14 protein-coding genes are annotated in these 18,077 nt (G+C 67.1%); 9 read left to right on the top strand and 5 right to left on the bottom strand.

Going from position 1 to position 18,077, the window contains the following annotated elements; translation table 11 throughout:
• The 3 genes from AC1DVA_RS20255 to AC1DVA_RS20245 form a co-directional block, all read right to left on the bottom strand.
• The coding region (locus AC1DVA_RS20255; RefSeq protein WP_476807049.1) for a porin at positions 1 to 348 on the bottom strand (348 nt) is incomplete at its 3' end.
• Between the two features lie 404 nt (positions 349 to 752).
• A complete protein-coding gene (locus AC1DVA_RS20250; protein WP_476807048.1) occupies positions 753 to 5,168 on the bottom strand; it encodes a translocation/assembly module TamB domain-containing protein in 4,416 nt (1,471 codons plus the stop codon).
• 29 nt (positions 5,169 to 5,197) lie between these two features.
• Positions 5,198 to 7,210 (bottom strand): autotransporter assembly complex protein TamA, encoded by a 2,013-nt coding sequence (locus AC1DVA_RS20245; protein WP_476807047.1) that lies wholly within the window; start codon positions 7,208 to 7,210, stop codon positions 5,198 to 5,200.
• A 239-nt stretch (positions 7,211 to 7,449) separates the two neighbouring features.
• Between AC1DVA_RS20245 and AC1DVA_RS20240 the strand changes: the two genes are divergently transcribed.
• On the top strand, positions 7,450 to 8,718 hold the full coding sequence (locus tag AC1DVA_RS20240; RefSeq protein ID WP_476807046.1) for a GGDEF domain-containing protein: 1,269 nt from the start codon (positions 7,450 to 7,452) through the stop codon (positions 8,716 to 8,718).
• A 49-nt stretch (positions 8,719 to 8,767) separates the two neighbouring features.
• On the opposite strand, the gene AC1DVA_RS20235 is transcribed toward AC1DVA_RS20240, so the two are convergent.
• Complete coding sequence (locus AC1DVA_RS20235; protein ID WP_476807045.1) at positions 8,768 to 9,523, bottom strand: hypothetical protein; 756 nt, start codon at positions 9,521 to 9,523, stop codon at positions 8,768 to 8,770.
• A gap of 133 nt (positions 9,524 to 9,656) precedes the next feature.
• Between AC1DVA_RS20235 and AC1DVA_RS20230 the strand changes: the two genes are divergently transcribed.
• Positions 9,657 to 10,181 (top strand): DUF4142 domain-containing protein, encoded by a 525-nt coding sequence (locus tag AC1DVA_RS20230; protein WP_476807044.1) that lies wholly within the window; start codon positions 9,657 to 9,659, stop codon positions 10,179 to 10,181.
• 368 nt (positions 10,182 to 10,549) lie between these two features.
• Positions 10,550 to 11,188 (top strand): VOC family protein, encoded by a 639-nt coding sequence (locus AC1DVA_RS20225; RefSeq protein WP_476807043.1) that lies wholly within the window; start codon positions 10,550 to 10,552, stop codon positions 11,186 to 11,188.
• Between the two features lie 45 nt (positions 11,189 to 11,233).
• On the opposite strand, the gene AC1DVA_RS20220 is transcribed toward AC1DVA_RS20225, so the two are convergent.
• On the bottom strand, positions 11,234 to 11,464 hold the full coding sequence (locus AC1DVA_RS20220; RefSeq protein ID WP_476807042.1) for a hypothetical protein: 231 nt from the start codon (positions 11,462 to 11,464) through the stop codon (positions 11,234 to 11,236).
• A 452-nt stretch (positions 11,465 to 11,916) separates the two neighbouring features.
• Here AC1DVA_RS20220 and AC1DVA_RS20215 point away from each other — a divergent pair, with 452 nt between their 5' ends.
• The 6 genes from AC1DVA_RS20215 (at position 11,917) to AC1DVA_RS20190 (ending at position 17,965) form a co-directional block, all read left to right on the top strand.
• The gene (locus AC1DVA_RS20215; RefSeq protein ID WP_265052767.1) at positions 11,917 to 13,053 is read left to right on the top strand and encodes an ABC transporter substrate-binding protein; all 1,137 of its coding nucleotides are present in this window, start codon (positions 11,917 to 11,919) and stop codon (positions 13,051 to 13,053) included.
• Positions 13,054 to 13,179: 126 nt separating this feature from the next.
• Positions 13,180 to 14,058 (top strand): branched-chain amino acid ABC transporter permease, encoded by an 879-nt coding sequence (locus tag AC1DVA_RS20210; RefSeq protein ID WP_476807041.1) that lies wholly within the window; start codon positions 13,180 to 13,182, stop codon positions 14,056 to 14,058.
• Positions 14,055 to 15,059, top strand: a complete 1,005-nt coding sequence (locus AC1DVA_RS20205; protein WP_476807040.1) for a branched-chain amino acid ABC transporter permease — start codon at positions 14,055 to 14,057, stop codon at positions 15,057 to 15,059. Before AC1DVA_RS20210 ends, AC1DVA_RS20205 begins: the two co-directional genes overlap by 4 nt.
• The gene (locus AC1DVA_RS20200) at positions 15,056 to 15,799 is read left to right on the top strand and encodes an ABC transporter ATP-binding protein (RefSeq protein ID WP_265052764.1); all 744 of its coding nucleotides are present in this window, start codon (positions 15,056 to 15,058) and stop codon (positions 15,797 to 15,799) included. The genes AC1DVA_RS20205 and AC1DVA_RS20200 overlap by 4 nt, the downstream gene beginning before the upstream one ends.
• Before the next feature lie 100 nt (positions 15,800 to 15,899).
• Entirely contained in the window at positions 15,900 to 16,637 is a 738-nt protein-coding gene (locus AC1DVA_RS20195) for an ABC transporter ATP-binding protein (RefSeq protein ID WP_265052763.1), read from the top strand.
• Between the two features lie 203 nt (positions 16,638 to 16,840).
• Entirely contained in the window at positions 16,841 to 17,965 is a 1,125-nt protein-coding gene (locus tag AC1DVA_RS20190; RefSeq protein WP_265052762.1) for a zinc-dependent alcohol dehydrogenase family protein, read from the top strand.
• Positions 17,966 to 18,077 lie beyond the last annotated feature (112 nt).

Here is an 18,077-nt window from a genome sequence, read left to right as displayed (position 1 = left end):
GTAGATGCCGGTGTTGTTGGTCAGCTCATAGCGGATGAAGGTGCGCAGCGTGCCGTAGGCGGTCTGCGTACGGACGTCGACGTTCAGGCGGCCACGAGCACGAGTGCCGTAAGCATCCTGGAAGTCGCTGTAACGCTCGCCGACGGCGTACTCGGCGCGGACGCGGCCCGAGATGCGCAGGCAGGAGTCGGTGCCGGGGATGTAGAAGAAGCCAGCGCCGTAAGCGGTGCAGACGCGAACGTATTCGACCGGAGCGGCCTTCCGCGAGGGAAGGTCGGCGGCCTGAGCCCCGGCGACCGCGGCGATGCCGGCGGCGGAACCGAGGAGGAGGCTCTTGACGAGCTTCATTTGGTAACCTCCAAAAGAGTTTCGAGACCCTCGGGCTTCAGCCTGCCCCCCGCCCCAGACTTTCAGCCTGATCGCAGAACCTGCCTGTTCCCGGTCTTTCGCCTGCGTCACCGACCTATTTCGGTGGCGAAGACGAAAAACAGCGACCGGGAACGTCCCGACGCATCACCACCATACGAATGCGGCCTCGCCGATCAACCACGATCCGCCTGTCAGACCTGTGTATGGGGTGCTTTGAAATCCGGTGTTGCAGGCGAGCCACGCTTTGACGCTCGAAATTTACGAAGCATTAACCTCAAAGGCTCGCGACGGCCCGTTTTGAAGCCGTCCAAACGGGAATCGGGCGCGCTCCGCGCGTCCGAGCCGCGAATCCCGTTGGATGGCGATTCTCAACCGGCTCCGGTTCAGTATTCCCACTCGGCGCCGATTCCGACTGCGGCGCTGCCGTCTGCCCCGGTCTCCGCCTGGAGCTTCAGGCGCTTCGTCACATCGATGCCGACCGAGACGCCGCTATCCTCCGGCTTGGAGCCGACCTTCACGCCAACGGAGACGTTGTCGCTGATGTAACGCGACGCTCCGACGGTCGGACCGCCCTCTCCCATCTGGATGTCGAGATTGTCGACGCCGAGCGACTTGCGCAGCCGCTCGAAGGTGTCGTCCCCGCCGCCACCGGCGAATTGCGCGGCAGCCTGGGCGAGCTGGAGGGCCTGGAAGGCCGAAAGCGAGCCAGAGGCACGGGCGAACAGCAGCCGCGACAGCACTTCGTCCTGTGGCAATTCAGGTTGGGAGGTGAAGGCGAAGCTGGGCTGGTCGGCCGGGCCGCTGACGATGACCTTGGCTGTCACGTCACCGGCGCTCGTCTCGGCAACGAAGTCCAGTTCGGGGATCAACCCACCGGCGAAGGTGAGCCGGCCGCGGCTGAAGTCGAGGCGCTGGGTCAACACGCTGAGGCGGCCGCGACGCAGTTCGAAGCCGCCATTCAGCACCGGGGCGGACGAGGTGCCGGCAATGCGGATCTCGCCGCCGAGCTCGGCATCGATGCCGCGGCCGCGGATGAAGACGCGGCTCGGCGCCGAAACCGTCAGGACGAGCGTCGCGTCGAATGCCGGGGCAGCGCGACCACGGCCGCGAGCCTGGCGCGCCTTGCGCTCGGCAGCGAGGCGGGCGGCAGCGGTACCGCGGGCATTGATGTGCTTGATGCCGTCGACGGGCCGGAGCGAGGCGGGCAGCCGGTCGGGAACGGAAACCTCGAGCGAGACGATGTCGATGCGCCCGCCGATCCGCGGGCGCTGGGCGAGCGGCCCGCTGATTTCGAGATCCAGCCCCGCGACGGCCGTGACAAGTCCGCTTGAGACGAGCTGTGCGCGCTCGCCCCGGATGCGGATATTGCCGGGGAAGCCGGCGGCCGGATCGACTTTGACCTGACCGCTGCCCGAGATCGTGCCGCCATTCGGCGCGCGGGCCGAAGCGCGCTCGATCGTCAGATTGTCCCCATTGGCGGCGATGCGGGCTTCGATGGCGTTGAGCCGGATGCCCTGCAGCGCATCGGTGAAGCTGCCGTTCGACAGCGTCGCGTTGCCGCTCAGGCGCGGCGCGGACGCGGTCCCGCCAGCGCGCATATCGATGGCGACATTTCCGGTGACGCGCTGGCCGTTTACGGCGAGCATCGTATTGGCGATCGCGGCGTCGATACGACCCTGCGCAGAGAGATCGAGCGGCCCCGTGGCGTTGAGCGGCGCCGTGCCTCGCAGCGTCAGGCTGGCGCCACGGCCGGCATTCACGGTGGCGGAAACGCTGGTGGCGTCGCCCTTGAAGGCGCCCTCTCCGGTGATCTCGACCGGCGGCAAGCCGGCTTGCCGGGTTTCGGGCGTGACGAGTTGCGCGATCCGCAGCTTCCACGGGCCGGAGAGATCGCCTGGCTTGCCCTTGATCTGCGCCTCGGCATTCAGGGTGCCCGACAGGTTCAGGTTCGGCGAAGCGATACGGGCGGCCGAGAGCGGCACGTCGCGGGCGGCGAAGCGCAGATCGAGCGTCTCGCCGGCGCGACCATCGAGCGTCACCCTTCCCTTGTCGATCATCAGGGCGAGGTTGGCGATCTCGACGCCGGAGGCCGGGAAGCTCAGCGAGGCCGGATTCGCGAGCGTGATCGCGCGGCCGTCGCGGCGGGCGTCGAAGGAGGCGATCTCCAGCTTCAGCGGCTCGCCGGGCACCAGCCGGCCGGCGCCCTTGAGCGCAAAGCCGCGCGCGCTCGCGCTCAGCGTGAAGGCGCTGGCATCGGGCGCCCCTTTCGAATCGAAGCGGATCGCGCTGATCGTCTCGCCGGCGGCAACAGCGCGGTCGATGGCGATGGCCGCATCAAGCATCGGGCGACCATAGATGTCGCGGGCGCCGACCTTGGCATCGAGCTTGTCGATCGAGACCGACGGACCGGCGAGGCGCGATCCACGCGCGGTCAGGTCGATGTCCTGCCGCCCGTCCGGCGTCGCCAGCACAATATCGGCATCGAGCTGACCGCCGAGCTTGGTGAGCGCCAGCGCCGAGAGATCGTCGAGATTGCGCGCGGCCAGCGTCAGGCGGCCGGCGGCGCGGCTCGCGGGATCGAGGGTGAGCCCGCCATTCAGCCGGACCGAGCCGATGGCGAGATCGAGCGTGGAGAGATTCCAGCCGTCATCCGGCTGGCGCGCGAGCTGGATCGTGCCTGTCGCCGGCTTCGAATCCACCTCGCCGGCCAGATTGACGCGCGCATCGAGCGCGCCCTGCAGGTCCTTCACCACGGCATCGATGCCAAGGCGCTGGATCGGGCGGCCCAGCGCGGTGGCATTCGCGAGGGCTATGCGGGCCGTGGCATCGAGCCGGTTCTGCGGGCCGGTGAGTTGCGCAGTAATGTCGCCGCGGCCGGAAAGACGCGGATCGGCGCGCTTGAGATCAGGCAGGGCGAGCGCGAGCTTGAGATCGGATTGCTGCCGGCCGATCGAGCCATCGGCGGTGAAGGCCGCATGCTGGCCGGCGACGCGCAGGCCACTCACCGTGTAGTCGCCGGCAAGCGCATTGACCCGCCCGGCGAGTGTCAGGCTGCCGGCGAGAAGCCGGTCCACGGCGGCCGTCCCGGTGGCGAGGCGCTCGGCCTTGCCGTCCAGTATCGCCGTATAATCGTTGAGGCGCGGGGTCGCGTCGAGATCGGCCGTGACCTCCGCCCTGCCCCCGAGCGGACGCTCGGCGAGATCGCTCAGCCGGGCGAGGTCGGGGAGCACCGCCGTGAGTTGGCCGAGGATACGGGCCTGGCCGAGCTTGCCCTTGTAGTCGAGCTCGACGCCGGAAAGGGCGAGCTTCAAGGTCTCGAAATCGGCCGTGCCGTCATCCTGCCCGGTGCCACGCAGGGTGAAGGTCACCTTGTCGCCCACGGCGCGCGCCAGCGCCTTGTCGGCCAGCGCGATCCCGCTGGCCTCGCCGTCCGAGGTCAGCGTGATCCGGGTGCCGGGCTCACCGATAATGCCGCTCGGCGTGGCATTGAAGGTGAGTGCGACCTTGCCGAAGCGACCAGTCGGCAGGTTTGCATCCTGCGCGTTGAGGGTCGCCACGACGGTCGGGCCGGCGACGGGCCCGCGGATCGTCGCATCGAAGGCGAGCTTGCCGATCTCCGCGCCCGAGGCGACCGTGCGGCCGTCGGCATTAGGCCGGGACGCGGCGCTGACACGCATGTCCAGCGTCTTGTCGGCATTGTAGCGGCCGAGCACGTCGAGGCGGGCCAGGGCTGAGACCAGCGCGAGGTTGCGGATATCGACGCCACCGTCATCGCGGAAGCCGACCGAACCGTCGAGCCGGGTCGAGCCGGCGAAGACCGGCGCCACCGGCGGCGGCATCAGCCCTTCGATGCGCGCGTCGAGCGCAAGCGCGAGCTGACGCTCGGCGCCCGCCCGCGAGAGCGTCGCGGAGCCTTCGGCCCCGATGGTCGGGCCGGCCGTGAAGGTCAGGTTCGAGCGGAAGGAATCGAGCGGGCCGTCGCCGTTGAGGTCGAGTTTCACGGGCGGCTCGCCCGGAAGGCCAGCGACCTTCGAGATCAGCCCGCCGGCCGGCTCGTCGAGCTTGGCGGCGAGCTGCAGGCGCGTCGATTGCGGCACGAAGGCGAGGTTGACGTTGAAGGTGCCGCCCATATCGAGACGGCGCGCCTCGAGCTTGAGGTCGAGCCCCTCGCTCGGCGGGCCGAGCGAGGCCGAGCCGGTGGCGCCGAGGCGTGCGGCGACGCCAAGGACAGGCTGGCCCAAAGCGAGCTCGTTGAGCTGGAAGGCGCGGAGAATGACCTTGAGCGGCAGTTCCGGCAGGATCGGCTCGTTGCTCGGCGGCGCCGTGCCGGCCGGCTGCGGGGCCGGCTTGCGCAGCACTTCAAGCTTGCCGATCTCGAGACGGTCGACATCGAGCCGGCGCAGCAGCAGGGCGCTGCGGGTCCAGATCAAGCGGACGCGGTCGAGGCGCAACCAGGCGCCGTCGCGATCGGAGAGGACGATGTCGCGGATCTCGACATCGGAGGAGAGAGCGCCGTTGACCTCGCCGATCGAGACCTGGCTGGTGTCGCTGGAAAGCGCCTTCGAGATCAGGTCCGCGACGATGCCGCGGTCGGTCTGGGCATTCTGGGCAAAGCCGCCGAAATGGGCCGAGGCGAGGAAACCCACCATGAGCAGAGCGAAAAGCCCCGCCACCCTGCGAGCCCGCATCCTGAGGAGCGGCGAAGCGGCGTCTCGCAGGATGTGCCAGGAGGTTCCAGAACCCGCAGGAGCGCCCTTCGAGACGCGCCTTGCGGCGCTCCTCAGGACGAGGGCTTTCATCTTGGCTAAGTCGGTGAAGAGGCGGCGCATCAGAAGGCCTGCCCGATGCTGACATAGAGGGCGACCGGCTTGTCGCCCTTGCGCGGGTTGAGCGGCGCGGCGACGTCGACGCGGATCGGCCCGATGCCGGTATAGTAGCGCAGGCCGAGGCCGGCGGCCATCTGCAGCTTCTGCTTGCCGTCCGGGAAGCTTGATTCGAAGGCCGTGCCGGCGTCGAAGAAGGGTACTATGCCGATTGTGTCGGTGATCTTGATGCGCGCTTCGGCCGAGAGCTCCAGCAGGCTGCGTCCGCCGATAAGTTGCCCGTAGGGGCCGAGCGGCGCCAGGCTGCGATAGGCATAGCCGCGCACGGAGCCGCCGCCGCCGGCATAGAACCGCCGCGTCGCGGGAATCTCGTCGAGGCTCGCGCCCGAGATCGAACCGAAGCCGACCCGGCCGGCCAGCACGTAGCGAGCGTCCTCGTCGAGCGCATAATAGGCCGAGACTGCGCCCTTGGTCTGGTAGATGCCGACGGTCGAGCCGAGAAAGGTCGGATAGGGCGTGAAGGATGCGATCGCCCGGAAACCGCGCGTGGGATCGAGCAGGCTGTCGGTCGAATCGTATCTCACCGAGAGCGGGATGCCGACCAGCGTGTAGTCGATCTCGCCGAGCACGTCGCTGGTCTGGCCACGCTCGACCTCGATGCCGGCCTGGACCGAGAAGGTGTCGCTGAAGCGGTGGCGGATCGCGGTGGTGACGTTGGCGTAGCGGGCGGTATAGCCGCCATAGCGGTTGGTGCCGACCCGCTCGCGCGTCGCGACACCGTCGAGCAGCCAGTCGTAACGGCTCCCGCCCAGCGCAGGCTTGATAAAGCTGAAGCCGAAACGGGCGCCGATGTCGGATTCGTTGAAATCGCCGAAGCTCTGGATCTTGGTGCCGTCGATGCGCGGCGCCAGGAAAATGCTGCCTTCGAGCCGCAGCCGCTCGGCGCTGCCGAACAGGTTGCGATGCTCCCAATAGGTCTTCACTGCCGGGCCGTCGATCGTCGAGTAGCGGGCCGAGAAGCCGAGCAGGCGCTTCGGCCGTTCGGTGACCTCGACGAAGATCGGCAGGTTGCCGGCGCTGTCGAGCTTGTCGCCCTCGCGGATGCGGACCGAGCCCACGGCGGGAATCGTCGCGATCGACCGGCGCGTATCGGCCAGCGCCTTGGGCGAATAGGGATCGCCGGGTTCCAGATAGATGAAGGAGCGGACGACCTCGGGCGGAATCTCGTCGGTCTGGCCGATGGTGATGTCGCCGAATCCTGCGAGCGGACCGGGATCGAGGACATAGGTCACGTCCATGATGCCGGTGGCGTGGTCGACGACCGGCCGGAGCTCAACCATCTTGGCGAGCGGACGCGACTGGGCGCGCATATAGTCGACCAGCGCGGCCTGCGCGCTGCGCAGCGCCGCCGAGGTCGCCGGGTCGCCCTCCTTCAATTTCGAGACCTTGAGCGGATCGGCGATCGCCGGCGGGCCGGGCTCGTCGCGCTCGACCACATCGATCTTGCGCAGGCCGAAGACCTTGCCGGGGCGGACCTTCACGATGATCGGCACCGCGTCGCGGTTGCGATGCGCCTCCAGCGCCCGGATCAGGGTCGCGTTCGGCTCGACCGCGACCCTCAGCGAGACACCGTCGACGACCAGGGCGACATCGGCATTGAAATAGCCCTGCGACCAGAGGGCATCGATGAGCGGGTTGAAATCGGCCGCCATGCGGCGCGCCAGCGTCTCGCCATCGGGCGGCGCGTCCTGCCGCAGGCGATAGAGCAGCGAAGCATCCTGCAGCGTGCGGGTCAGCGCCTTCGCGCCCTCGGCATCGCCGAGATCGAAGTCGAGCTTGTAGGGCAAAGTCGTGGCGCTCGGCGCCGGCGGCTCGTCCTTCTTGGTGAAGAGGCCGAAGACATCGAGCGACGACAGATCGAAAGCCCGGGCAGCGTCAGCCTGCAGGCCCAGCAGTGTGGCAAACGCACAGCCGCCGCTCAGAGCGACGGCATGCCCTGCCCTACGCCAAAACCGCATCCGCCCTCCAAGCCACCCCGCCACACACAATCGAAACAGCGTCCGATACCCGCCACCATCATAGGGCGGGAGCCGGCATGCGCAATGCTCAAGGACCCAGCGAGCCTCCGCGGCGTTCCTGAGATCGAGGACAGCCTTGTTCCGAAAAGCCTAACCATTGGTTGTCAGCGGCCATGCCAACCGGGCAGGACAAGATGATGTTGACCCCTCGTTAGAACGATTTGAGCTAAGACGCCCCCATGTCCGGCACCATCCTGCTGCTCACGCAAGCCCTGATCTATTTCGGCGTCATGGCCATGCTGTTCCGGCTGCGCCACCTCATGGGGCTCGGCGCTTTCCTCTGCGCGCTCGGCGTGATGCACTTCCTCGAGACCTATCTGGCTGCGGTCTTCTTCATCGAATTGCCCTTCGGCCTGCTCTCGCCGGGTTCGACCGTGCTGTTCTCGGGCAAGCTCGCGATCATCCTGCTGTTCTACATCCGCGAAGACGCCGAGACGGTCCGGCAGCCGATCTACGGGCTGCTGATCGGCAACTTTCTGATGGTCGCGCTGGTGGCGACGCTCAGGCTCTACGGCGCGCCCGTCACCCTGCCCGGCTACAACCCCGATCTCGTGCTGATCGACCAGATGGGCGCGCTGATGGTGTGGGGCACGACGCTGCTCTTCATCGATTCCATCGCGCTGATCCTGCTCTACGAGAAGCTGCGCCTCCTGCTCCCGCGTTCGCTCGTCCTGCGCGCCTGTATCAGCCTGGCGGTCATCCTGACCTTCGATCAGGTCGGCTTCTTCATCGGGCTGCATCTGGTGACCGGCACGCCGCTGAGCGCGCTTTTCGGCGGCTGGGTGGCGAAGATGGGCGCGGCCGCCACCTATGCCGCGCTCATGGGCCTCTACCTCAACCTGTTCGAGCGCAGGACATCGGAACTCGCGCCCCAGCCGCTCTCGGATGTGTTCCACAAGCTGACCTACCGACACAAATACGAGGAGCTGCTCGGCAAGAGCGGCCAGGACGCGCTGACCGGCGCCCTGACCAGGGAGCGGTTCGAGACCCTCGGCCAGGCCATTCTCGCGCGGAGCACCGCGACGAAACGGCCGATCAGCCTCGCGATCCTCGATGTCGACCACTTCAAGAGCATCAATGACCGCTACGGGCACGTCACCGGCGACGAGGTGCTGCGGCGGGTCGTCGAGTGCCTGCGCGCGGAAATCCGCAGCGACGATCGCATCTTCCGCTATGGCGGCGAGGAGTTCGTCGTGCTGTGCGAGAACATGCCCCATGACGCGGCGCTCGCTTCAGCCGATCGCATGCGGCTTGCCGTACACGGCACGCTGGCGCAGGAGTTCGCGGCCGCCCCGACAGTCAGCATCGGCGTCGCGACGTTTCCCGATGACGCCAAGGACATCCGCGGCCTCGTCGCCCATGCCGACGCGCATCTCTACGAGGCCAAGCGGCAGGGGCGCGACCGGGTTGTCGGAAACCAGGCCACGCCGCAACAACAGGCCAGCTAGCGCCCCGCTGCGAAAAACGAAGCGGCGCGCGATCCGGGGTTCGGCCGCTTTACCGAAGCGTCAGCGCGACCGTCGCCAGCGGCGATAGCTTCGTCACGACCTCGCCCTTGCCGGGCGAGAGCACGCCGCCGCAGAGGCTGCCGGTGGTGATGATCTGGCCCGCGCTCAGGCTGCCGAGATTGTCGTGCTTGCGATTGGCCCAGGCCAGGAACGGCACCATCGGATCGCCGTTGCCGTGGACGGCGGGCTGATCGTAGATCGTCACGCCGTTGAGCGAGATGAAGCAGCCGAGCTCGCTGAGATCGTCGAGCGTCTTGATGTCGATCTCCGAGCCGAGGATGTAGCCGCCATGGCCGAGCGCATCGGCAAGCCAGAGCGGAAACGCGACCTTGCCGTGCCAGTTGGCGAGGCGGCTCTCGACGATCTCGATGCCGAGATAGGCCTTGTCGCAGCAGGCGAGCAGCTCGGCGCGCGAATAGGGCTGCGCCGGGCGGAAGGGGACGTCGCGCGACAGCCGGAGCGCGAGCTCGATCTCGATGCGCAGTTCCGCGCCGATCGCACCCTCGTAGACATCGCCGGAAGCGAGATAAGGGCCGGGCATCAGGCCTGCGATCGGCGTGCCGTCCTCGGCGATGCCGACCTTCCAGCCGGCCTCGGGCAAATCGAGTGCGCGGCCGACGGCAGCCTGTGTCGCCAGCCCGTCCGCGATCGACTCGGGCACCGGCAGGCTCGCCGTTTCGATCAGGGAACGGTCGCGGCGGGCCTGCACGAGCGCATCGCGCACGGTCTCGACGGTGGTCGGCATGGAATTCCCTCTGCATCCGAACAAGGCGGAGCGCCACGCCTCTGCTAGCGCAGCGCTCCGGGTGCGACAAGGCGCGCAGCCGAGCCTCGGCCATGCGGATGGAACCTCCCGGCCGTTTTCCGGTTGCCCGAACATGACCCGAAATCACCCCCGCTTCCGAAGAGCGCTGGTGCACGGCTTCGCCGCGCTTGCGCTGTTCGTCGCCGCCAGCGCTCAGGCGCAGGCGCCCGTCCCCGCTCAGGATTTCGTCAGCCAGACCGCCGTCGCCAACATGTTCGGCGTCGAATCGGCGACGCTGGCGCTGCACAAGACCACGTCTCCGGCCATCAAGGACTTCGCCCATCGCCTCGCCGACGAGCATGCGGCAGCGACGAGCAGCCTGCGCCGCATCATCGCCAAGCGCTCCGACATCGCCCTGCCCGACCGGCCCGACGGCAAGCACCTCGACCTGCTGCGGGACCTCGCCGACAAGCAGGGCGCCGATTTCGACCGGGCCTATGTCGACGCCCAGCGCGACGCCCATCGTCAGGCGGCAGAGCTGATGCAGCGTTATGCCAGCGCGGGAGACGACCCGGAGCTGAAGACCTTCGCGGAACGGTCCTTGCCGGTGTTCCAGGAGCTCGACCAGAAATCCCGGGATCTGCCGCGCTCGCCCTAGTCGAGAATCTTGCAACTTCTGCGAGCGCGAAGCTGCCCCACCCATGGACTTCGATGCAGCGGCGTGGAACGCTGGGCTGCGGCATGTTGGGGGAACAGCATGAAGAACAACTGGTTTTGGGGGATCGCCTTTCTTGGCGCTATGGCCGCGGGGCCGACCGAGTCGGCTGGGATACGATCCGAGTGCCGAGGCATGGGGAATGTGCGGGCTTGCAGCTGCGCGCTGGACAATGGTGGTTACGTTTCGCCCGATCCGCATAAGCCGGGCCGCATGCGCTGGCGCTCGGCCAAGGTGGGGACACCAGCGCATATGGCTTTCATGAACTGTACGGGCACCGCGACGCGCTGACCTCGACCTCTCCGAACGCCATGCTCAAGCTCGACCATCTCTCCGTCATCGCCCCGACCCTGGCGGAGGGGGTTTCGCATGTCCGGGCATGCCTCGATCTCGATGTGCCGTTCGGACAGCGCCACGGCTATATGGGCACGTACAATCACCTGCTTCAGCTCGGCGATACGGTCTATCTGGAGATCGTGGCGGTAGATCCCGACGCCGAAAGGCCGGGCCGGGCGCGCTGGTTCGGCCTGGACGATCGGGCGTCCGTCAGGGCTCACTGGGATGCGGGCCGCCGCCTGCGAGGCTGGGTCGCCAGGACGGATGCGATCGATACCGTTCTGGCCGGGTGCGAGAGTATCTTCGGACAGAAGGTTTCTTTGCCCTGGACCGATCCGTCGATGGACTTTTCGATTCCGGAGGACGGCTCCCTGCCTCTCGGCGGCGCAGCCCCATCCATCATCGACAGGCGCGGCAAGCCGCGCTCGATGGCGACGATGGCGGATCTGGGCGCAAGGCTCAGTTCGTTCACGCTCGAGCACCCCGACGCGGCCGCAATCCGTGAATTCTATCGGACGCTGGTTCTCGACCGCCCGCCGGCCATCGTCGAGGGAAGCGTTCCTCGCTATTCCGCGAAGATCGAAATACCCGGCGGCACGAGGGAGTTGTTCTGAGCCTTTCCGAGGTTCGGGATTGCCGGGAGCTGTGCCTTTCAACAGCTACATCATGGTGCCGCGACGCAGACGGCTCCAGTGTGCAACTCCACGCATCGAGGCTGAAAGCCTGTCCGTCAGCCGCTTGAAGACGGACCGTGCGGGCGGCACCGAGGCGACAGCCACAAAGGGCCCGTGAACCTCGTAGAGGTAGTCTTCACGCAGAATCTGCCCGATCGCCAGACCGACCCAGAGCCGTTCGATGGAGTGAAGAAATCCGCGGTTCGGCGAGTGCATCTTGCGCTCCCACTGATGAAGTCACGACCTTGATCGGCCTTGGGCCGGTCTTGGTGCGGGTTTGCGCGATCAACGTCTGTGACGAGCGTCACATGGTCTAGGCAAGCCCAATACTGCCGGAACCGCTGCGGCAACCCTTTGCCGGTCCAGGAGACCCTGCAAGCGTGCATCAAAGACGGCGTTTCAAGCAGCCGCGGCGGGCTATCGACACCTCTCAGCAGCTCGCTACGAAGGCCGAACACCAACTGCCATCATCACCCCCGCAAGTCGGCGAAATCCTCAGCCATTGCAGAGCCTCGCAATGGAGGCCCTGTATCCTCTGGACATCCCGCCCCAAAGCCGCGCAAGAAGCAGACGGTCGCTGCGGCAACGTCCGCGCATGCCTGCATTCCCGCTTTCGCCAGACAGCGCGAGGCGGGCAAACAAGAAAACGGTCTGGGAGGAGTCAGGGAATGAAATCGCTTTGGGTCATGGCCGCCGCGCTCGGCGCCGCCCTCAGCCTGCCCGCGCAGGCGCAGGACAAGGTCAAGCTCGTCGACGTGATCGAGCTCTCGGGCGCCGGCGCCGCCGCCGGCACCAACTGGAAGAACGGCGCAGACCTCGCCGCCGCCGACATCAACGCCAAGGGCGGCATCCTCGGCAAGCAGGTCGAGATCGTCCATTACGACACGCAGACCAATCCGGGGAACACACGCGCCGCCGTGCAGCGCGGCATCGACGAAGGCGCCTACGCCATCCTCGGCCCGATCTTCTCCGGCCCGATCGGCGCCTCCATGCAGATCTCGCAGCGCGCCGAGGTCGCCCAGATCGTCGGCGGCGAGGCGGCCGGCTTCACCCGCCAGGGCAACCCCTACATCTTCCGCACTTCGATCAGCCAGGCGGCTGCGATGCCGAAGATCGCCAAATACATGAAGGAGACGCTGAAGGCGGGCTCCATCGCCGTGGTCTGGGTCAACAACGACTTCGGCAAGGGCGGGCGCGACACCATCCTGCCCGAGCTGGAAAAGGCCGGCATCAAGGTCGCCGTCGACGTCTCGACCGAGCAGGGCCAGGCCGATTTCACCGCCGACGCGATCAAGGTAAAGAACGCCAATGCCGATGCCGTCTTCGTCTATCTGAACGAGGAGGAGAGCGCCCGCTTCCTACGCGCCGCCAAGCAGCAGGGCATCACCAAGCCGATGATCGGCGAGACCACCCTGCTCGGCGCCAAGGTGCTGGAGCTCGCGGGCGACGCCGCCAACGGCGCCAAGGGTCATGTCGGCCTCTCGACCGACGCGCCGATCCCGGCGCTGCAGGAATTCGGCAAGCGCTACCGCGAGAAATACGGCTTCGCTTCCGACCATAACGGCGTGAAGGGCTACATGGCCGTCTTCATGGTGAAATGGGCGACCGAGAAGCAGAAGAAGCTCGACAAGAAGGGCCTCGCCGACACGCTGCGCGGCGCGACCATCAAGGCGAGCGAGGAGCCGGGCATCCTGATGGATACGGTCATCGAGCAGAACGGCGACCTCGACCGCGAGAGCTTCCTCGCCGAAGTCGTCAACGGCAAGCAGGTGATCAACACCACCCTGCCGAAGATCAAGCCGTAACGATCAGACGTCATTCCCGGGCGGCGCGAAGCGTCGACCCGGGAATCTCATGACGAGAAGGCTGGTTTCCGAGATGGCCGGGTCAAGCCCGGCCATGACGCAGCCAGTCCTACATGAAGTTCAGCCATGGCCGAATTCATCGCCTATCTCATCGCCGGCATCGCCACGGGCGCGATCTATGCGCTCGCCGCGATCGGCTTCACGCTGGTCTGGCAGACCTCGCAGACGATCAACTTCGCCCAAGGCGAGTTCGTCATGCTGCCGGCGGTGCTGTTCCTGCTCGCGGTCAAGCTCTTCGGCCTGCCGCTTTGGGCTGGCGGCCTCCTCGGCATCGCGGTCTTTCTGCTGGTCTTCGGCGCCGGCTTCAAGCTCGTCGTGGTCGACCCGATGATCAAGCATGGCGTGCTGCCGCTCGCCATCGCCACCATGGCGCTGTCGATCATCATGAAGGAAGGCGCCAAGGACGGCTTCTCGGCGGAAGCGCAGAGCTTTCCCTCGCTGGTGCCGACCGACATGATCACCCTGCTGGGCGCATCGATCTCGCTACAGCATCTCGCGATCATCATCGTCGCCTTCGCGGCCATCGGCCTGCTGCAATGGTTCGTCGGCGGGACGAAGCTCGGCCGGCAGATGCAGGCGACAGCGCAGAACCCGACCGTCGCGCGCATCCTCGGCATCCCCGTGGAGCGGATGGTGCTGCTCACCTTCCTGCTCAATGCGGCGCTTGCCGTCGTGGCTTCACTGCTGATCTCGCCGATCTACCTGGCGAAGTTCTCCAACGGCGAGACCATCGGCCTCTTCGCCTTCATCGCGGCCATCGTCGGCGGCTTCAACCAGGTGCGCGGCGCGCTGGTCGGCGGTTTGCTGATCGGCGTCGCAGACTCGCTTGCCGCGGCCTATGTCTCGTCGCAGTACCGGCTCGCCGTGCCGTTGGTGCTCCTCGTTGCCATCATCCTGATCAAGCCGGAAGGTCTGATGGGCCGCAAGGAGGAGCGCCGCGTATGAGCGCCCCTGCCGTGCAAAATTCCGCAGCCCCGCGCCGCCCGGCCCGCCGGATCGACGCCGCGCTCATCGCGCTCGTGCTCGGCGCCGTCATCCTCTGGTTCGCGCCAGTGGGGATGGGCCGCTACGGAACCTATGTCCTCTCGCTCTGGCTCGTCATGAGCATCGGCGTGATGGGGCTCAACCTGACGCTCGGCTATGCCGGCCAGACCTCGCTGGCGCAGGCGGCCTTCATGGGGCTCGGCGCCTACACCACCGCGATCCTGACCACGAAATACGGGGTGAGCTGGTATGCCGCTTTCGGCCTCTCGGGCCTGCTGACCTTCGCCGTGGGCATCCTGCTCGGCTTTCCGGCCCTGCGCGTGCGGACGCATTACCTTGCCTTCGTGACGCTCGCCTTCTCGACGCTGATCTGGCTCGTCCTGCGCAACGAGCAATGGCTGACCGGCGGCGTCTTCGGCATCTCCAATATCAACCGGCCCGACTTCCTGGGCATCAAGCTGTTCGGCGCACTTGAATTCCACCGTTTCGTCGTCGTCGTCACGTTGATCCTGTCGCTGGCGCTGTGGTGGCTGATCCGCTCACCTTGGGGACGCGCCTTCACGGCGCTGCGCGAGAACCCGGTCCGGGCCGCAAGCCTCGGCATCGACACGCGCGCCTATACGCTGCTCGCCTTCGCGATCGGCTCGGCCTATGGCGGCTTTGCCGGCTCGCTCTATGCGCCGCTGGTCGAGTTCATCGACCCCTCCCCGTTCTCGCTGTCGCAGAGCCTGTTCCTGCTGCTGATGGTGGTGGCGGGTGGTGCCGGCTACCTCTTCGGCCCCTTCATCGGCGCGCTGCTCGGTGTCGTGCTGCCGGAATGGCTGCGCTTCGCCGGCTCGCTCTACCTCATCATCTTCGCGACGATCGTGCTGGCGCTGCTGATCGTCTGCCCGCAGGGCGTCAGCGGGCTGTTCGAGCGCGGCTGGAATGCCTTCCGGCGGAAGTCAGGAGGCGCGCGATGAACCCGGTCCTCGAAGTCCACGACCTGCACAAGGCTTTCGGCGGCATCAAGGCTGTCAACGGCGTCTCGTTCTCGGTGAACGAGGGCGAGATCCTCGGCATCATCGGGCCGAATGGCTGCGGCAAGTCGACCCTGTTCAACTGCATTCTCGGCCAGCTCGAACCGACGCAAGGCGCGGTGAAGCTCGACGGGCTCGACGTGACCAATATGCGCCCGTCCGATCTCAACCGGCTCGGCGTCAGCCGCACCTTCCAGTTGCTGCAGGTCTTCCCCGAACTGTCGGTGCGAGAGAACCTCATCCTCGCAGGCCAGGAGCACCAGGGCTCGATGCTCGGCCGCCTGTTCGGCGCGCGCGATGCGGGACTGTCCGAGAAGGCCGAGCAGATGATCGGCTTCTTCAAGCTCGGCCATCTCGCCGATGCCAAGGCGGGCGGGCTGTCCTATGGCCAGCAGAAGCTGCTGGATGCGGCGATGGCGTTCATGGCCGGGCCGCGCCTCGTGCTGCTCGACGAGCCTGCGGGCGGCGTCAACCTGACCATGCTGGGTGACCTGAAGGAGCGGCTCCGCGCCATCAATGCCGAGCAGGGCGCGACCTTCGTCGTCATCGAGCACAACATGGATTTCGTGATGAGCCTGTGCTCGCGCGTGATCGTGCTGGCCGAGGGCAAGGTGCTGGCCGAGGGCACGCCCGCGGAGGTTCGTGCCGATCCGGCGGTGATCGAAGCCTATCTCGGGCATTGAAACATGCGTCATTCTCGGGCGGAGCGCAGCGCAGACCCGAGAATCTCCGGCAAGAGATGCTCGGGTCTAGCCCGAGCATGACGGCAGGACGGAGCAAGGAATGACCACCCCCATCCTCGAACTCGACGGCGTGGTCGGCGGCTACGGCGCCATGACCATCCTGAACGGCACCAGCTTCGCCGTGAAGCGCGGCGCTATCACCACCGTCATCGGACCAAACGGCGCCGGCAAATCGACCGTGTTCAAGGCGATATTCGGGCTGCTCAAGCTGCGCGAGGGCCGCATCCGCTTCGACGGGCAGGACATCAACGGCTGGAGCCAGCGCAAGCTGCTCGAAGCCGGCATCTGCTATGTCCCGCAGGGGCGCAACATCTTCCCCGAGCTGTCCGTGCGCCACAATATCGAGCTCGGTACGGTCGCCGCCGGCTCCGGCATCACCGACATGCCGCAGCGGATCGAAGCGGCGCTCGACCGTTTTCCCGCGCTGCGGCGGAAGGCCGACGCGCAGGCCTCGACGCTGTCGGGCGGCGAGCAGAAGCAGCTCGAGATCGTGCGCGGGCTCCTGCTCGATCCCAGGCTCGTGCTGATCGATGAGCCTTCGATCGGGCTTTCGCCGCTGCTGGTGCAGGAGACCTTCGGTATCCTGCAGGACCTGCGCGCCAAAGGCGTCTCGATCCTGATGGTCGAGCAGAACGCCCGCTCGGCGCTGGAGATTTCCGATGAGGGGCTGGTGCTCGAACTCGGCCGCACCCGCATGCAGGGACCGGCAGCGGACATCCTGGCCGATCCGCGCATCGGCCAGCTCTTCCTCGGCGGCACGCTGACCGACGCCGCCTGATAAAACCTCCGTCGTCATTCCGGACAAGCCGCGAAGCGGCGCCGATCCGGAATCCATCAAAGGGCGGTGCGCTCTACGATGGATTCCGGGTCTCCGCTTCGCTCCGCCCGGAATGACGGAAGAGGGCTAGCCATTCCGCTTTGACAGCGGCGCCCTCACCTGTCGGGATGGCGCCGGACCACGAGACCGGAGCCTCAAGCCCCATGAAGATTCGCGCCGCCGTCCTGAACGCAAGCCCGGTCGCTGCGCCGTACGCTCAGAGCCGCCCACTCCGGATCGAAGAACTCGACCTCGCTCCGCCCGGCCGTGACGAGGTGCTGGTCAGGGTACGGGCCGCCGGGCTTTGCCATTCCGACCTTTCGGTCATCGACGGCAACCGCCCTCGCCCGGTGCCGATGGTGCTCGGCCATGAGGCGGCGGGCGAAGTCATCGAAACCGGCGAAGGCGTCGATGATCTCAAGCCCGGCGACCGGGTGGTGATGGTGTTCGTGCCGTCCTGCGGCCATTGCGCGCCCTGTGCCGAAGGGCGCCCTGCCCTGTGCGAACCCGGCAACGCCGCCAATGGGCGTGGCGAGATGCTCGGCGGCGGGCGCAGGCTCTCCATCGACGGCCATCCGGTGCACCATCATATCGGCGTCTCCGCCTTCGCCGAGCACGCCGTCATCTCGCGCCGCTCGCTGGTCAAGATCGAAGCCGATATCCCCCACGAGATCGCGGCGCTATTCGGCTGCGCCGTGCTGACCGGCGTCGGCGCGGCGGTGAACACCGCTCGGATCAAGGCCGGCGAAACGGTTGCGGTGGTCGGGCTCGGCGGCGTCGGGCTTTCGGCACTGCTCGGCGCGATCGCCTGCGGCGCCTCGCGCGTGATCGCCGTCGACCTCGCCGACGACAAACTCGAACTGGCGCAGGCGCTGGGCGCGACCGATGTCTTCAACGCCGGCACTCCCGACGTCATCGAGGCGATCAAGCAGGCGACGAAGGGTGGCGTCGATCACGGGCTGGAGATGGCCGGTTCGGTCAAGGCGCTCGACCTCGCCTACCAGATCACCCGGCGTGGCGGCACGACGACGACGGCAGGCCTCGCCAATCCCGCCCATACGCTCTCGCTTTCGCCGGTGAGGCTCGTCGCCGAGGAGCGGACGCTGAAGGGCTCCTATGTCGGCTCCTGCGTGCCCTCGCGCGACATCCCGCGCTTCGTCGAGCTCTACCAGCGCGGACGGCTCGCCGTGGACAAGCTCTGGACCAGCTCGGGCAGCCTCGACGAGATCAACGAGGGCTTCGACGCACTGAACGAAGGCCGCACGATCCGGCACATCGTCAGGATGTAGTCCGGTCCTTCCGTTCACGCCGTCATCCCGGGCGACCGGAGGGAGACCCGGGATCCATGCCTGAGCGCTTCCGAAGAAGGTTCAGGCATGAATCCCGGGTCGGCGCCGCGGA

Source organism: Allobosea sp. P4_C6, assembly GCF_056402015.1.
Note: the sequence above shows the minus strand (reverse complement) of the source record. Positions and strands in the feature narration are given on the sequence as shown.

Bases quoted from the DNA above. Each gene is read 5' to 3' on its own strand.
- AC1DVA_RS20250 (WP_476807048.1), bottom strand. From the start codon at position 5,168: ATGAAAGCCCTCGTCCTGAGGAGCGCCGCAAGGCGCGTCTCGAAGGGC.
- AC1DVA_RS20245 (WP_476807047.1), bottom strand. From the start codon at position 7,210: ATGCGGTTTTGGCGTAGGGCAGGGCATGCCGTCGCTCTGAGCGGCGGC.
- AC1DVA_RS20240 (WP_476807046.1), top strand. From the start codon at position 7,450: ATGTCCGGCACCATCCTGCTGCTCACGCAAGCCCTGATCTATTTCGGC.
- AC1DVA_RS20235 (WP_476807045.1), bottom strand. From the start codon at position 9,523: ATGCCGACCACCGTCGAGACCGTGCGCGATGCGCTCGTGCAGGCCCGC.
- AC1DVA_RS20230 (WP_476807044.1), top strand. From the start codon at position 9,657: ATGACCCGAAATCACCCCCGCTTCCGAAGAGCGCTGGTGCACGGCTTC.
- AC1DVA_RS20225 (WP_476807043.1), top strand. From the start codon at position 10,550: ATGCTCAAGCTCGACCATCTCTCCGTCATCGCCCCGACCCTGGCGGAG.
- AC1DVA_RS20220 (WP_476807042.1), bottom strand. From the start codon at position 11,464: ATGCACTCGCCGAACCGCGGATTTCTTCACTCCATCGAACGGCTCTGG.
- AC1DVA_RS20215 (WP_265052767.1), top strand. From the start codon at position 11,917: ATGAAATCGCTTTGGGTCATGGCCGCCGCGCTCGGCGCCGCCCTCAGC.
- AC1DVA_RS20210 (WP_476807041.1), top strand. From the start codon at position 13,180: ATGGCCGAATTCATCGCCTATCTCATCGCCGGCATCGCCACGGGCGCG.
- AC1DVA_RS20205 (WP_476807040.1), top strand. From the start codon at position 14,055: ATGAGCGCCCCTGCCGTGCAAAATTCCGCAGCCCCGCGCCGCCCGGCC.
- AC1DVA_RS20200 (WP_265052764.1), top strand. From the start codon at position 15,056: ATGAACCCGGTCCTCGAAGTCCACGACCTGCACAAGGCTTTCGGCGGC.
- AC1DVA_RS20195 (WP_265052763.1), top strand. From the start codon at position 15,900: ATGACCACCCCCATCCTCGAACTCGACGGCGTGGTCGGCGGCTACGGC.
- AC1DVA_RS20190 (WP_265052762.1), top strand. From the start codon at position 16,841: ATGAAGATTCGCGCCGCCGTCCTGAACGCAAGCCCGGTCGCTGCGCCG.